This is a genomic window from Shimia sp. FJ5 (assembly GCF_032918335.1).
Taxonomy (GTDB): Bacteria; Pseudomonadota; Alphaproteobacteria; order Rhodobacterales; family Rhodobacteraceae; genus Shimia; species Shimia aestuarii_A.
Genome location: NZ_JAWJUV010000001.1, coordinates 134,846 through 148,812, shown reverse-complemented (window position 1 = coordinate 148,812; position 13,967 = coordinate 134,846). Strand labels below are relative to the sequence as shown.

Here is a 13,967-nt window from a genome sequence, read left to right as displayed (position 1 = left end):
AAAGATCGCGCGTATCTCAACGCCGCCGCAAGAGCGCAACCGCATTTGACACCCCCAGCGCGCCCACCACGATCGCTCCACCGGCCAAGGCCCAGCGACCGGGGTCTTCCCCCACCACGGCCCAAGCCAGTAAGGGCGCAAGCACCGTCTCGAGCAGGATCAAAAGCGCCACTTCCGCCGAAGTGATATAGCGCGGCCCAAGCGCGAGCCCGATCGAGCTCCCGGTAATGAAGGCCCCGTGCAACAGGACGAGCCAGACCTGATCCTGCGCGATACTCATCGGCTCGACCATGGGCCAGAGGATCACGGCGGAGGCAAGGAACGCCACCGGCACAGCGGGCACCATCGACACATCCCTGACCCGACGCACCGCCGTGAGCGCGGCTGCGAAACTCACCGTTAGCAAAAGCGCCAGCGCATCACCCGACCGGCTCGCCGTGGCGTTTTCGCCGGTGCCATAGGCCACGATGGCGAGGCCCACGATCACGAAGAGCATGGTCAAGACCATGCGCCGGCTGATCGGCTCACCAAGGAAAATCCGGCTGAAAATCGCAGCAAAGACAGGCATCGTGGCAATGATGATGACGACGTTGGCGACGCTGGTGAGGCTCACGGCCATGACAAACAGAACCCCGCTCGCGGCCAGAACGACAATATATAGCGCCCCGTGCCAGCCCGTCCGAAGCGAGGCCGAGACCGCCCGCGGCCCCATCCACACGAGCACGCCGACAAGCACCGCCGTGCCGGAGGTGACCGCGCGCCAAAAGGCGATCACGAGCGGATCGGCGTCAATCAACCGCACGAAAAGCGAATCCGGCACCACCAGAAGCGCGCCCATCATCGTGATCAGAAGCCCCTTGGCCTGCATGCTCATGCGTGCGCTTCCTTCATGACCGCATCGAACAGAATATCGAGATCCCGCTCCGACGTGCGATGATTGGTGATATTCACACGGATCGCAAGTTTGCCGCCGATCCGCGTGGTCGAAGGCGCTGCGATCCCCGCCTCCTGAAGCCGGAGCACGATTTCCGCGTTAAGCGCATCGAGCGCCGCCGCGTCTGCTCCGTCGCGCAGCACGCGGAAACACACGATATTGAGCGCCACGGGTGCAAGAAGCTCCATCTCTGGCGCGGCCTCGACCCGGTGCCCGAGATAGGCTGCCTGAGTACAGTTGCGCTCGACGAGGGCGCCGAACCTATCGACCCCATGCTCGACGAAAGACGCCCAGACCTTCAACGCCCGAAACCCGCGCGAAAGCTCCGGGCCATAATCCACGGGCCAGCGATCCCCCGCGGCAAGCCCCCGAGGCGCCCCTGCAAGATAGTCGGGCCGCGCCGCAAACGCACGGCGGTGATCCTCTTCCGAGCGAATCAGGACACAGCCCGCGTCATAGTTCACATGCATCCATTTGTGGAAATCAAAGGCGAGGGAATCGGCGCGTTCGAGGCCGCAAAGCTGCGGCTTGATCTTGGTGCTCGCCATGCCAATCGCGCCAAACGCCCCATCCACATGCAACCAAAGCCCTTCTGCCGCGGCAATCTCGGCAAGCGTGTCGAGCGGGTCAATTGCCCCCACATTCACCGCACCGGCTGTCCCGACGATCAAAAATGGCTGCGCCCCATCTGCGCGATCCTTGGCAATGGCCTCACGCAATGCCTCTGGTTGCATTCGAAATGCTGCATCGACCGGGATAAGCCGCAAAGCATCGCTGCCAAGCCCGAGAATATCAAACGCGCGGGCCACACAGGCATGGGTTTCGCTCGAGCAATACCCGACAAGCCGCGCCGCGCCGCACCCTGCCCTCCGCGTCTCGATCCCAAGCGCGCGATCCCGCACCGCCTTGAGCGCGATCAGCGTCGCCATCGACGTGCCCGACACGACGAGCCCGCTCGCGCTTTCGGGAAAGCCCATCAATGCGCGGCACCACTCCACGACCTGCCGTTCGACATAGATCGCTCCATGGTCACGCCCGCCCAGATTGGCGTTCATCGCCGCCGCTGCGATTTCGGCGATTATGTTGCCCGGCGTGCCACTGCCGTGAACCCAGCCGAAAAAGCGCGGATGCGTATTGCCGACGCCATAGTCGAGAAGCGCCTCACAGCCCTCACGCATCGCCGCAACGCCCCGCCCTTGGCGCGGCAGCGCCTCTTGCAGCCCGGCTTTCGCGTCCTCTGGCAAGGGGGTCCAGACGCGGCCATCGCAAGCGCCCTGCATCCGGTCGAGCGCCGCGTCGAGCATCGCATGAGCCTCCTTGCGGAACCCCTCCCAGTCTTCGGGATCAAGCCCGCCCGCCGCATGTTCTGCTGTCATCTCTCGTTCCCCTGATCGCCTTTGTCCCGCCTATTCAGCAGGTGCCCCGCAACCCGTCAAGAGAGCGACCGCCTTCAGCCCCGCTCGCCAAGCCGCCGCAGCATGGCCCGCAAGAGCGCAACTTCCTCCTCCGAGAACTTCGCCTCCAACGTCCGATCATAGGCCGCCGCCACCTCGCGCAGGTCTTTATAGGCCGCGAGCCCAAGCGGCGTCAGGCGCAGGAATTCCTGTCGTCGATCATCCTCGGACCGCTCCCGCGCCACGAATCGCTTCTCGACGAGCTTCTGCACCGCACGGCTTATTTTGGTCTTGTGAATGCGCGCGCGGGTCACAATCGTCGAGGCCGTCATTTCCCCAAACGCCCCGAGATGGAACAGGACTCGCCACTCTGTGCGAAGGATTCCGTATTTGTTTTTATAGACTTGCTGGAACTCGAGACTGCTTTCCTCCGCCGCTTGGTTGAGCAGGTAAGGCAGGAAATTCTGGAGATCAAAATCATCTTTTTCTACCATGAAGGCGGTCCTCCTACCTTGTTAGTTACAAATTCAACCATTACCAAAGCAACTAAATTCAGAACAGGAGCCTGAAATGACCAAGCACACTGTCCCGTCCCGTATGCAGATGGCGCCCTCGATTTCCGGGCCGCACGAAGGCTACATGCCGGGTTTTGGGAATGACTATGAGACCGAGGTATTGCCGGGAGCTTTGCCGCAGGGGATGAACAGCCCGCAGAAATGCAACTACGGTCTTTATGGTGAACAGTTGTCTGGCACGGCGTTTACGGCCAATCCGCCGGAGCGGACGTGGTGCTATCGCATCCGCCCCTCGGTCAAACATTCTGCGCGCTATACGAAGATCGACGTGCCTTTCTGGAAATCCGCGCCCAACGTGGACCCGGACGTGACCTCGCTTGGCCAGTATCGCTGGGATCCCGTGCCGCATACCGAGGACAAGCTGACCTGGGTGACGGGGATGCGCACGATGACCACGGCAGGCGACGTCAACACGCAGGTCGGCATGGCGAGCCATGTCTATCTGGTGAATGAGTCGATGGTGGATGACTATTTCTTCTCGGCCGATTCCGAGCTTCTGGTGGTGCCGCAGGAGGGCGTCCTGCGCTTCTCGACCGAGCTTGGCATCATCGACCTCGAACCCAAGGAGATCGCCATTCTTCCGCGCGGCCTTCTCTATCGCGTTGAGGTGCTCGAGGGCCCGGCACGCGGCTTTGTCTGCGAGAACTACGGCCAGAAATTCGAGCTTCCGGGCCGCGGTCCGATCGGCGCCAACTGCATGGCCAACCCGCGTGACTTCAAGGCGCCCGTTGCGGCCTTCGAGGACCGCGAAGTGCCCTCGACCGTGACCGTCAAATGGTGCGGCCAGTTCCACAAGACAGAGATCGGTCAATCGCCGCTCGACGTGGTGGCATGGCATGGCAACTACGCGCCGGTGAAATATGACCTGCGCACCTATTGCCCGGTCGGCGCGATCCTCTTCGATCACCCCGACCCGTCGATCTTTACCGTGCTGACCGCCCCCTCGGGCCAGCCCGGCACCGCCAATATCGACTTCGTTCTATTCCGCGAACGCTGGATGGTGGCCGAAGATACGTTCCGCCCGCCGTGGTATCACAAGAACATCATGTCCGAGCTGATGGGCAACATCTATGGCCAGTATGACGCCAAGCCGCAGGGTTTTGTCCCCGGTGGCATGAGCCTTCATAACATGATGATTCCGCACGGCCCCGACCGCGATGCCTTCGAGGGTGCGTCGAATTCGAACCTTGGACCGGACAAGCTTGAAAACACCATGTCCTTCATGTTCGAAACCCGCTTCCCCCAGCATCTGACGGGTTTTGCCGCCGATGAAGCCCCGCTTCAGGATGACTATATCGACTGCTGGACCAGCCTCGAGAAGAAGTTCGACGGCACCCCCGGCAAGAAATAAACCGTAGGGCGGGCATCTGCCCGCCACAACGACCAAGGAAACGCGAATGCCCCTTCTGAAATCCTGGGTGGCATCGGCCAATAGCGCCGATCACCCCTTCCCGCTCAACAACCTGCCCTATGGCGTATTCTGGACACGTCAGAAAATCGAAGACCTCGAGTGGGATGCCCCCCACTGTGGCGTCGCGATTGGAGATATGATCCTCGACATCACCGCGCTTGAGGGTGAGTATTTCGAATACGGCGAACCAGTATTCGATGTCGGGTGCTGGAACGCGTTCATGGAACTGGGTTCGGACGTTTGGGCAGAGTTCCGCGAAAAAGTCATCAAAATGCTCGAAGAAAACTCCCCCTATCAGACGGAGATCGAGCCTCATCTCTACCCCATCGCAGACGCCCAAATGGAACTGCCCATCGCCGTGCGCGAATACACCGATTTCTATGCGGGCCGGAACCACGCCTTCAATGTCGGCACCATGTTCCGCGGCCCGGAAAACGCGCTGCCGCCGAACTGGCTCCATATCCCGATCGGCTATAATGGCCGCGCCTCTTCCGTGGTCGTGTCGGGCACCGATGTGCGCCGCCCTTGGGGGCAGCTCAAATCCCCCGACCACGATCTTCCCGCCTTCCTGCCCTGCCGCCGGTTTGACCTCGAGCTCGAGATGGGCGCGATCGTCGGCACCGCCTCAAACGGCCCGATCACCGTGCAGGAAGCCGATGACAACATCTTTGGCTACGTGCTCCTGAACGACTGGTCCGCGCGCGATATCCAGGCTTGGGAATATCAGCCCCTCGGCCCGTTTCAGGCCAAGTCGACCGCGACCTCGATCTCGCCCTGGATCATCACCAAACCGGCGCTCGAGCCGTTCCGCACCGACACGCCCGAACGCGAGTTCGAGCTTCTCGACCATCTCAAGGATTGCGGGCCGATGCTCTATGACATCGACCTCGCCGTGACGCTGGCCCCCGAGGGCAAGGACTCGACGACCATCACGCGCACCAACTACAAAGAGATGTATTACTCCGCCGCCCAGCAACTCGCCCATCACACCACGGCAGGCACGCCGATGAACGTAGGCGACCTGCTCGGGTCGGGGACAATCTCTGGCGCGACAAAGCCCGAGCGTGGCTCCCTCCTCGAACTGTCGTGGGGCGGAAAGGAGCCGCTGACCCTCGACACCGGCGAGACCCGGACCTTCCTCGAGGATGGCGACACGCTGACCCTTACGGGCGCGGCCAAGGGCGATGGCTACACCATCGGCTTTGGGGCCTGCACCGGCACGGTCCTGCCCGCACTCAAAGACCCGTACGCAAGATAAACAGTGGCGGGCCAAAGCCCGCCCGCCCCTCCATTCGTAGGGTGGGTTTCCAACCCACCAAACCGCAAAGGACAAATCCAATGGCCAAAGCATTCGCATCCCAAGGCGACATGACCGAAAAAGAAATCTCCTTCACCGAAGTCGGCGAAGGTCTCTACGCCTTCACCGCCGAGGGCGACCCGAACTCCGGCGTCATCATCGGCGATGACAGCGTGATGATCGTCGAAGCCCAAGCCACGCCGCGCCTCGCCAACAAGGTGATCGAATGCGTGCGCTCGGTGACCGACAAGCCGATCTCCCACGTGGTCCTGACCCACTACCATGCCGTGCGCGTCCTCGGCGCCTCGGCTTTTGGCGCGGATCAGATCATCATGTCCGACACCGCCCGCGCCATGGTCGTGGAACGCGGTCAGGAAGACTGGGACAGCGAATTCCAACGCTTCCCGCGCCTCTTCGAAGGCCATGAATCGATCCCCGGCCTGACCTACCCGACCACGACATTTTCGGACTCGATGACCGTCTATCTCGGCAACCGCCGCGTCGATATCCGTCAGATCGGTCGCGCCCACACGGCGGGCGACTCGATCATCCACGTCCCGGACCAGAACGTCATGTTCACCGGCGATATCGTCGAATATCACTCCGCCTGCTACTGCGGTGACGGCCATTTCGGCGACTGGGGCACGACGCTCGACCGGATCAAAGCCTATGACGTAGACGCCATCGCACCGGGCCGTGGCGACGCGCTCGTCGGCAAGGAGATGGTCAACGCCGCCATTGAGAACACCCGCGATTTCGTCGAAAGCACCTACCGCCCGGTCGCCAAAGTCGCCGCGCGCAATGGCACGCTGAAGGAAGCCTGGGACGCCTGCCGCGCCGAATGCGATCCGAAATTCGCAGAGTACGCGATCTACGAACACTGCCTGCCGTTCAACGTCGCGCGCGCTTATGACGAAGCCCGCGGCATCGACACCCCCCGCATCTGGACCGCCCAGCGCGACCTCGAGATGTGGGACGCTCTACAGAGCTGACCACGGTGGGCCACGCCTTGATCCAGATCGTGGCGAGGCCAGCACGGCCATGAAAGCATGACGCCAAGACCCTCGCCGCCACGCGCGCGGCGGGGTGCAGAGGAGATTTGCCCATATTTGGGAGGAGACACCATGAACAAGATCTTCGAAACACCGCTCTACCCCTATGAGCGCCACCCCGACCAAAACGCCGACACCACGGTGCGCCGCAAGGTCGTCATCGTGGGTGCTGGCCCCATCGGCCTCGCCGCCGCCATCGACCTCGCCCAGCAAGGCATCGAGGCGATCATTCTCGATGACAACGACAAGGTGAGCTTCGGCTCGCGCGCAATCTGTTTCGCCAAGCGTCCGCTCGAAATCCTCGACCGCCTTGGTGCAGGCAAACAGATGGTCGAGAAAGGCGTCAAATGGGACGTGGGCAAGGTCTTCTTCGATGACCGCAAGGTCTATGAGTTCAACCTCCTGCCCGAGGACGGCCACGAATTCCCCGCCTTCATCAACCTTCAACAATACTATTTCGAGGATCACCTCGTCCGCCGCGCCCACGAACTTCAAGCCGACGGCGCTCCGATCGAGATCCGTGGCAACAACAAGGTTCTCAAGGTCGAGGACAAGGGCGATCATACGCTTCTGCATATCGACACACCCGATGGCCCCTATGACCTCGAGGCCGACTGGCTCCTCGCCTGCGACGGGGCCGGTTCACCGATCCGTGGCATGCTTGGCCTCGATTTCGTCGGTCGCATCTTCGAAGATAACTTCCTCATCGCCGACGTGATCATGGATGCCGATTTCCCAACCGAACGCTGGTTCTGGTTCGACCCGCCCTTCAACCGGGGCCAGTCCGCCCTCCTGCACAAACAGCCCGATGGCGTTTGGCGCATCGACCTTCAGCTCGGCTGGGACATCGACAAGGAAGAAGAGAAGAAACCCGAGAATGTCATCCCCCGGCTCAAGGAAATGCTTGGCGAGGATGTGCAGTTCGATCTCGAATGGGTCTCGATCTACACCTTCCAATGCCGCCGCATGGAGAAATTCCGCCAAGGCCGTGTGATCTTTGCTGGCGACGCCGCGCATCAGGTCTCGCCCTTCGGCGCCCGCGGGGCCAATTCCGGCGTGCAGGATACGGATAACCTCGTCTGGAAACTGAAACTCGTGATAGACGGCAAAGCCCCCGAAAGCCTGCTCGATACCTACGATATCGAACGGATCCACGGCGCGGATGAGAACATCCTGAATTCTTCGCGCTCGACCGATTTCATCACCCCGAAATCGGAAATGAGCCGCGTCTTGCGCGATGCTGTGCTTGACCTCTCGGAACACTATGAGTTCGCCCGTCCGCTGGTGAACTCGGGTCGCCTCTCGGTGCCCTGTACCTATGACGGCTCGCCGCTCAATTCCGCCGACGCGCTCGACGGGCCAGAGCGCACGCGCCCCGGCTCGCCCTGCCCGGACGTGCCGCTCAAGGATGGCTACCTGTTGCCGAAACTGGCAGACAAGTTCACCCTCCTGACCATCGACGCCGACGCTCCCGACGAGATCGAGGAAGACGGCATCACGGTCACGCGCCTCGCGCTGTCTGTGCATGACGATCCGACCCGTTTCCTCAAAGAACGTTACCTCGGCGACGCCACGTCCGGCGTCTACCTGATCCGCCCGGACCAGCACGTCGCCGCGCGTCGCCCCTCCTTTGACGAGAAACTCTTCCGCGCCGCGATCCGCCGCGCCACAGGCAAGGAGTAATCCCATGTCCGAGACCCTGACCCTCGCCCCGAACCTTGAACAGGCCGACGATTTCTACGCCGATCTGCTCGCTGCTCACGACGGCCTGTCCAAGGCCGAAAGCGATGCATTCAACGCCCGCCTCGTGCTTATCCTCGCGAACCATATTGGCGCACGCACCGTGTTGACCGAGGCGCTCGCCGCCGCGGCCCGCCAACAGGCAGAGGACTAAGCCCATGAAAATCGAGAAAATCCACCACGTCGCCTATCGCTGCAAGGACGCCAAGGAAACCGTCGAATGGTATGGCAAGATGCTGAACATGGATTTCATCCTCGCCATCGCCGAGGACCATGTGCCGTCGACCCACGAACCCGACCCCTACATGCATCTCTTCCTTGATGCGGGCGACGGCAACGTGCTCGCCTTCTTCGAGTTGCCGACCAAACCCGAAATGGGCCGCGATCCCAACACGCCGATCTGGGTTCAGCACATCGCCTTCAAGGTCAAGGACCGCGAGACGCTGATCGAATTCAAGGACCACCTCGAGGCCAATGGCGTCGAAGTTCTTGGCGTCACCGACCATTCGATCTTTCACTCGATCTATTTCTTCGATCCCAACGGCCACCGGATCGAGCTCGCCTGCCCCGATCCCGAAGAGGAGGCGCTTCTCGAACGCATGGACGCGGTCAAATGGGACATGCTCGAGGAATGGTCGCGCACCAAGAAAGCGCCCCAGCACGCGGCATGGCTACATGCCAAGGAACTCGACAAAGACGTTTAACATCGCAAGCAGTTTGCGGTATATCTTCCTGCGCCGACCTCTCACGGGGTCGGCGTCTTGCCTCCTGAAGGATTCCCCATGACCGAAACGATCCTGCACGACTATTGGCGCTCATCGGCGAGCTACCGGGTGCGTATCGCGCTCAATCTCGCCGAGATCGACTATCGCGCCGTGTCGGTCGATTTGGTCGCCGGGGATCACAAGGCAGAGGCCCATGTCGCGCTCAACCCACAAGGCCTCGTGCCTGTGCTCGAAATCGACGGACATCGCTTCACGCAATCGCTCGCGATCCTCGATTACCTGAGCGAGACCCGCGCCCTCGGGCTCTTGCCCGCCAATCCCGCCGAGGCAGCCCGTGTCCGCGCGCTCGCCCATTCCGTCGCGGTCGATGTGCATCCGGTCTGCAATCTCGGGGTGGTGGGCCATGTCTCGCGCCTCCTCCCGGATCAGCCCGACGCCAAGGTCGACTGGATGCGCCGTTTTATCCCGCCCGGCCTTGCCGCCTTCGAGGCGCTTCTCGAAGGCTTCGACCAAGCGCCCTATTGCTGCGGCGACAGGCCTTCGCTCGCCGATATCTGCCTCATGCCTCAACTCTACAACGCGCGCCGCTGGGAGGCCGACTATCGCGCCTGCCCCCGCATCCGCGCGGTCGAGGCCGCCTGCGCCGCGCACCCGGCCTTTGCCGCCGCACACCCGGACTCGGTCGGGCCACACTAAACTCCCCCAAGTGACGCAGCGACGCTCGAAAAGGCATCCGCGCACCTGGCCTCTTCTTGGTCTAAAATACCTCGGGGTGAATGGGCCGCTTGCGGCCCAGAGGGGCAGCGCCCCTGCGCCCCCCGAAAATGGAGTTACGTTACCGAAAAATGAAAAATTCATTCACATCGTAACATAATTCTTGCCACGAATCGCTTCAGGCCTTATCCCGACCATGCGGTCGGCTTATATTCGGGCCGATGAACAGGACGAAGGACACTATTCCCAATGGACGCATTCATCTGTGACGCCACCCGCACACCCATCGGCCGCTACGGCGGCGCGCTGTCCTCGGTGCGCGCGGACGATCTCGCCGCAAGCCCCATCGCCGCCCTCATGGCGCGCAACCCGTCCGTTGACTGGGCCAGCGTCGATGACGTGATCTATGGCTCCGCCAACCAGGCTGGCGAAGACAACCGCAACGTTGCCCGCATGGCAGGCCTCCTCGCAGGACTGCCCATCGACGTGCCCGGCACCACCGTGAACCGTCTCTGCGCCTCTGGCATGGACGCCGTCGGCATGGCGGCCCGCGGCATCAAGGCGGGCGACTATGACATGGTCATCGCAGGCGGCGTCGAAAGCATGTCGCGCGCGCCCTTCGTCATGCCGAAACATACCTCTGCCTTCTCGCGCGCCAATGCGGTCTTTGACACGACCATCGGCTGGCGCTTCGTGAACCCGAAGATGAAAGATATGTATGGCATCGACTCGATGCCCCAGACCGCCGACAACGTCGCTGCCGACTACGACATCTCGCGCGAGGATCAGGACGCTTTCGCCGCCCGGTCGCAGGCCCGCTGGGCCGCCGCGAACGAGGCTGGCCTCTTCGCCGACGAGATCACCCCGGTCTCCGTGCCTCAGCGCAAGGGCGATCCGATCGTCGTCGATACCGACGAACATCCCCGTCCCGGCACCGACGCGGCGAAACTCGCCAAGCTGCGCGGCGTGAACGGCCCTGACCTCTCCGTGACCGCGGGCAACGCCTCGGGCGTCAACGATGGCGCGGCGGCGATCCTGCTGGCCAACGGCGCGACGGCCGAAAAGAACGGCCTCACGCCCATCGCCCGCGTCGTCGGCATGGCCGCCGCCGGTGTCGCGCCCCGCGTTATGGGGATTGGGCCGGTTCCCGCCACCCGCAAAGTGCTCGCGCGGACCGGACTCACCATCGAACAGATGGATGTGATAGAATTGAACGAAGCCTTCGCAAGCCAGGGTCTCGCGACACTGCGCGAACTGGGTGTCGCGGATGACGCGCCCCATGTGAACGCCAATGGCGGCGCGATCGCACTTGGCCACCCGCTCGGCATGTCCGGCGCGCGGCTTGTGCTGACCGCCGCCTATCAACTGAAACGCACCGGCGGGCGCTATGCCCTCTGCACCATGTGTGTCGGTGTCGGTCAGGGTGCGGCCCTGATCCTCGAACGCGTCTAAAACAGGGAGGAGCCTGTCATGTATGCACAAATGGTCAAATCCACCGGCTCGGGTGTCAAATCCCGCGACGAGATGAGCGACGAAGAACGCGCCTTTCAGGACAAGGTCGACGCCGATATCAAGATCGAGCCGCGCGACTGGATGCCCGAGGGCTATCGCAAGACACTGATCCGTCAGATCGGTCAGCACGCCCACTCCGAAATCGTCGGACAGCTTCCCGAAGGCAACTGGATCACCCGCGCGCCGACGCTCGAGCGCAAGATGATCCTCCTCGCCAAGGTGCAGGACGAGGCCGGCCACGGTCTCTACCTCTACTGCGCCGCCGAAACCCTCGGCGTGACCCGCGACGACCTCACCGAACAGCTTTTGTCGGGCAAGATGAAGTATTCCTCGATCTTCAACTACCCGACCCTGAACTGGGCCGATATCGGCGCGGTGGGGTGGCTCGTCGATGGCGCCGCGATCATGAATCAGGTGCCGCTTCAGCGAACGTCCTACGGTCCCTATAGCCGCGCCATGATCCGCATCTGCAAGGAAGAGAGCTTCCACCAGCGTCAGGGCTACGACATCATGATGAAGATGGCCCAAGGCTCCGAAGCCCAGAAGAAGATGGCACAGGATGCGCTCAACCGCTTCTGGTATCCCTCGCTGATGATGTTCGGCCCGTCGGACGCCGAAAGCGTCCACTCGGCCCAGTCGATGGCGTGGAAAATCAAGATCAACACCAACGATGAGCTGCGCCAGAAATTCGTCGACCAGACCGTGCCGCAGGCCGAATACCTTGGCCTCACGATCCCGGACGAGAACCTGAAATGGAACGAGGAAAAGGGCGGCTACGATTTCTCCGAGCCGGACTGGACAGAGTTCTTCGAGGTCCTCAAGGGCAACGGCCCCTGCAACAAGGAACGCCTCGGTGACCGGGTGAAGGCATGGGAAGACGGCGCATGGGTCCGTGACGGCCTGCTCGCCCACGCCGAAAAGAAAGCCGCGCGCAAAGTCGCCGCAGAGTAAACGCCGCATCCACGCGCACGAACCAAGCCGCTCATCGCCTGTCCGGGTCGCCACGAACCCAAGCCCCGTACAGGCCTGACGAGCACCGCAAGGAAAAGGGAAGAGACATGAAAAACGAATGGCCCCTTTGGGAAATCTTCATCCGTGGCCAACACGGGATGAGCCACCGCCACGTCGGCTCGCTGCACGCACCCGACGCCGAGATGGCGATCAAGAACGCCCGCGACGTCTATACCCGTCGCAACGAAGGCGTCTCGATCTGGGTCGTCGAGGCTCGCCATATCGCGGCCACCGTGCCGGGCGAAAAGGGCCCGCTCTTTGAGCCCTCCGAGAGCAAGGTCTATCGCCACCCGACCTTCTTCGACATTCCCGACGAAGTGGGGCACATGTGATGGCTGTCGATAAGAACCTCCTTCTGGAATTCCTGCTGCGGCAGGGCGACAACGCGTTGATCCTCGGGCATCGTGTGTCCGAATGGTGTGGCCATGCGCCGGTGCTCGAAGAAGACATCGCGCTCGCCAATACCGCGCTTGATCTCATCGGCCAGACCCAGATGTGGCTCGGCTATGCCGCCGAGGTGCAGGGAGAAGGCAAGACGGCGGACGATCTCGCCTTCCTGCGCGACGCTTGGGATTTCCGCAACGTGCTCTTGACCGAACTGCCCAATGGCGACTTCGGCCAGACCCTGATGCGCCAGTTCCTCTTTGATGCGTTCCAGTCGGTCTACCTCGCCCGCCTGCTCGGCTCGACGGACGAGACCGTTGCCGCCATCGCGGCCAAGGCGTCGAAAGAGGTCGCCTATCACGTGGAACGCTCCGCCGATACCGTCGTCGGCCTTGGCGACGGCACCGAGGAAAGCCATGCCCGCATGCAGGCCGCGCTTGACTACCTCTGGCCCTATGTCGGCGAGATGTTCGAAAGCGATGCGGTCGATACCGCCATGGCCGAGGCCGGTGTCGCCCCCGATCCCGCGACCCTGCGCGACGAATATGACGCGCTTGTCACTCGTGTGCTGACCGAGGCCACGCTGACCATTCCCGAAAGCCGTTTCGCCCACAAAGGCGGACGCACGGGCCAGAGCCATACCGAACATCTCGGGCATCTTCTGACGACGATGCAATGGCTGCAGCGCGCCTATCCGGGCAACACCTGGTAGGCACCGCGCCCCCGCCGCCCAAGGAGCAAGGACATGACCCAGCCAAGCATCGAACAGGTCTGGGAGTGGCTCGGAGCCATTCCCGACCCCGAGATCCCGGTCATCACATTGGTCGATCTCGGCATCATCCGCGATGTCGCCTTTCATGGCGAAACCTGCGTCGTCTCGGTCACGCCGACCTATTCCGGCTGCCCCGCGACCTCGATGATCAATGTCGATATCGAGACCTGCCTGCGCGACCACGGGCTGAACAAGATCGAGCTCAAACAACAGCTGAGCCCCGCCTGGACCACGGACTGGATGTCCGAAAAGGCCCGCGCCGCGCTCGAGGAATACGGCATCGCCCCGCCCCAGGCCAAAGGCACGCCCGCCCGCTGCCCGCGCTGCGGTGGTGATCATATCGAGAAGCTGAGCCAATTCGGATCGACCCCCTGCAAGGCGCAATGGCGCTGCAAGGACTGTCTCGAGCCGTTTGAATATTTCAAGTGCATATAGGGAGGAGACCC

15 protein-coding genes are annotated in these 13,967 nt (G+C 62.4%); 12 read left to right on the top strand and 3 right to left on the bottom strand.

Annotation, left to right across the window (positions count from 1 at the left end; all coding sequences use genetic code 11):
- Positions 1-16: 16 nt before the first annotated feature.
- The 3 genes from R1W01_RS00815 to R1W01_RS00805 form a co-directional block, all read right to left on the bottom strand.
- Complete coding sequence (locus tag R1W01_RS00815) at positions 17-874, bottom strand: DMT family transporter (RefSeq protein WP_297756495.1); 858 nt, start codon at positions 872-874, stop codon at positions 17-19.
- Positions 871-2,310 carry a pyridoxal phosphate-dependent decarboxylase family protein gene (locus tag R1W01_RS00810; protein WP_297756496.1) on the bottom strand — a complete coding sequence of 480 codons (1,440 nt, stop codon included), beginning with the start codon at positions 2,308-2,310 and terminating at the stop codon, positions 871-873. The genes R1W01_RS00815 and R1W01_RS00810 overlap by 4 nt, the downstream gene beginning before the upstream one ends.
- Positions 2,311-2,384: 74 nt before the next feature.
- A complete protein-coding gene (locus R1W01_RS00805; RefSeq protein WP_243611403.1) occupies positions 2,385-2,822 on the bottom strand; it encodes a MarR family winged helix-turn-helix transcriptional regulator in 438 nt (145 codons plus the stop codon).
- A gap of 76 nt (positions 2,823-2,898) precedes the next feature.
- On the opposite strand from R1W01_RS00805, the gene hmgA reads away from it, so the two are divergent.
- The 12 genes from hmgA (at position 2,899) to paaD (ending at position 13,956) form a co-directional block, all read left to right on the top strand.
- Positions 2,899-4,254: a homogentisate 1,2-dioxygenase gene (hmgA, locus tag R1W01_RS00800; protein WP_297756497.1), complete on the top strand. Its 1,356-nt coding sequence runs from the start codon at positions 2,899-2,901 to the stop codon at positions 4,252-4,254.
- Positions 4,255-4,300: 46 nt separating this feature from the next.
- Positions 4,301-5,572: a fumarylacetoacetase gene (gene fahA / locus R1W01_RS00795; protein WP_297756498.1), complete on the top strand. Its 1,272-nt coding sequence runs from the start codon at positions 4,301-4,303 to the stop codon at positions 5,570-5,572.
- Between the two features lie 80 nt (positions 5,573-5,652).
- Positions 5,653-6,603, top strand: coding sequence for an MBL fold metallo-hydrolase (locus R1W01_RS00790; protein WP_243611406.1), 951 nt, complete (start codon positions 5,653-5,655; stop codon positions 6,601-6,603).
- Positions 6,604-6,735: 132 nt separating this feature from the next.
- A complete protein-coding gene (locus R1W01_RS00785; RefSeq protein WP_297756499.1) occupies positions 6,736-8,346 on the top strand; it encodes an FAD-dependent oxidoreductase in 1,611 nt (536 codons plus the stop codon).
- A gap of 4 nt (positions 8,347-8,350) precedes the next feature.
- Complete coding sequence (locus R1W01_RS00780) at positions 8,351-8,557, top strand: DUF2783 domain-containing protein (protein ID WP_243611408.1); 207 nt, start codon at positions 8,351-8,353, stop codon at positions 8,555-8,557.
- A gap of 4 nt (positions 8,558-8,561) precedes the next feature.
- Positions 8,562-9,107, top strand: coding sequence for a VOC family protein (locus R1W01_RS00775; RefSeq protein WP_297756500.1), 546 nt, complete (start codon positions 8,562-8,564; stop codon positions 9,105-9,107).
- Between the two features lie 78 nt (positions 9,108-9,185).
- Positions 9,186-9,824: a maleylacetoacetate isomerase gene (gene maiA, locus R1W01_RS00770; protein WP_297756501.1), complete on the top strand. Its 639-nt coding sequence runs from the start codon at positions 9,186-9,188 to the stop codon at positions 9,822-9,824.
- A gap of 267 nt (positions 9,825-10,091) precedes the next feature.
- On the top strand, positions 10,092-11,294 hold the full coding sequence (gene pcaF, locus R1W01_RS00765) for a 3-oxoadipyl-CoA thiolase (RefSeq protein ID WP_297756502.1): 1,203 nt from the start codon (positions 10,092-10,094) through the stop codon (positions 11,292-11,294).
- An 18-nt stretch (positions 11,295-11,312) separates the two neighbouring features.
- Positions 11,313-12,305 carry a 1,2-phenylacetyl-CoA epoxidase subunit PaaA gene (paaA, locus tag R1W01_RS00760; RefSeq protein WP_243611412.1) on the top strand — a complete coding sequence of 331 codons (993 nt, stop codon included), beginning with the start codon at positions 11,313-11,315 and terminating at the stop codon, positions 12,303-12,305.
- A gap of 107 nt (positions 12,306-12,412) precedes the next feature.
- Positions 12,413-12,697: a 1,2-phenylacetyl-CoA epoxidase subunit PaaB gene (paaB, locus tag R1W01_RS00755; protein WP_243611413.1), complete on the top strand. Its 285-nt coding sequence runs from the start codon at positions 12,413-12,415 to the stop codon at positions 12,695-12,697.
- Positions 12,697-13,461 carry a 1,2-phenylacetyl-CoA epoxidase subunit PaaC gene (paaC, locus tag R1W01_RS00750; protein ID WP_297756503.1) on the top strand — a complete coding sequence of 255 codons (765 nt, stop codon included), beginning with the start codon at positions 12,697-12,699 and terminating at the stop codon, positions 13,459-13,461. The genes paaB and paaC overlap by 1 nt, the downstream gene beginning before the upstream one ends.
- Positions 13,462-13,494: 33 nt before the next feature.
- Positions 13,495-13,956 (top strand): 1,2-phenylacetyl-CoA epoxidase subunit PaaD, encoded by a 462-nt coding sequence (gene paaD, locus R1W01_RS00745; protein ID WP_297756504.1) that lies wholly within the window; start codon positions 13,495-13,497, stop codon positions 13,954-13,956.
- Positions 13,957-13,967: the final 11 nt, after the last annotated feature.

Bases quoted from the DNA above. Each gene is read 5' to 3' on its own strand.
- hmgA (WP_297756497.1), top strand. From the start codon at position 2,899: ATGACCAAGCACACTGTCCCGTCCCGTATGCAGATGGCGCCCTCGATT.
- paaB (WP_243611413.1), top strand. From the start codon at position 12,413: ATGAAAAACGAATGGCCCCTTTGGGAAATCTTCATCCGTGGCCAACAC.
- R1W01_RS00775 (WP_297756500.1), top strand. From the start codon at position 8,562: ATGAAAATCGAGAAAATCCACCACGTCGCCTATCGCTGCAAGGACGCC.
- R1W01_RS00785 (WP_297756499.1), top strand. From the start codon at position 6,736: ATGAACAAGATCTTCGAAACACCGCTCTACCCCTATGAGCGCCACCCC.
- R1W01_RS00815 (WP_297756495.1), bottom strand. From the start codon at position 874: ATGAGCATGCAGGCCAAGGGGCTTCTGATCACGATGATGGGCGCGCTT.
- paaC (WP_297756503.1), top strand. From the start codon at position 12,697: ATGGCTGTCGATAAGAACCTCCTTCTGGAATTCCTGCTGCGGCAGGGC.
- fahA (WP_297756498.1), top strand. From the start codon at position 4,301: ATGCCCCTTCTGAAATCCTGGGTGGCATCGGCCAATAGCGCCGATCAC.
- paaD (WP_297756504.1), top strand. From the start codon at position 13,495: ATGACCCAGCCAAGCATCGAACAGGTCTGGGAGTGGCTCGGAGCCATT.
- R1W01_RS00790 (WP_243611406.1), top strand. From the start codon at position 5,653: ATGGCCAAAGCATTCGCATCCCAAGGCGACATGACCGAAAAAGAAATC.
- maiA (WP_297756501.1), top strand. From the start codon at position 9,186: ATGACCGAAACGATCCTGCACGACTATTGGCGCTCATCGGCGAGCTAC.
- R1W01_RS00780 (WP_243611408.1), top strand. From the start codon at position 8,351: ATGTCCGAGACCCTGACCCTCGCCCCGAACCTTGAACAGGCCGACGAT.
- pcaF (WP_297756502.1), top strand. From the start codon at position 10,092: ATGGACGCATTCATCTGTGACGCCACCCGCACACCCATCGGCCGCTAC.
- paaA (WP_243611412.1), top strand. From the start codon at position 11,313: ATGTATGCACAAATGGTCAAATCCACCGGCTCGGGTGTCAAATCCCGC.
- R1W01_RS00810 (WP_297756496.1), bottom strand. From the start codon at position 2,310: ATGACAGCAGAACATGCGGCGGGCGGGCTTGATCCCGAAGACTGGGAG.
- R1W01_RS00805 (WP_243611403.1), bottom strand. From the start codon at position 2,822: ATGGTAGAAAAAGATGATTTTGATCTCCAGAATTTCCTGCCTTACCTG.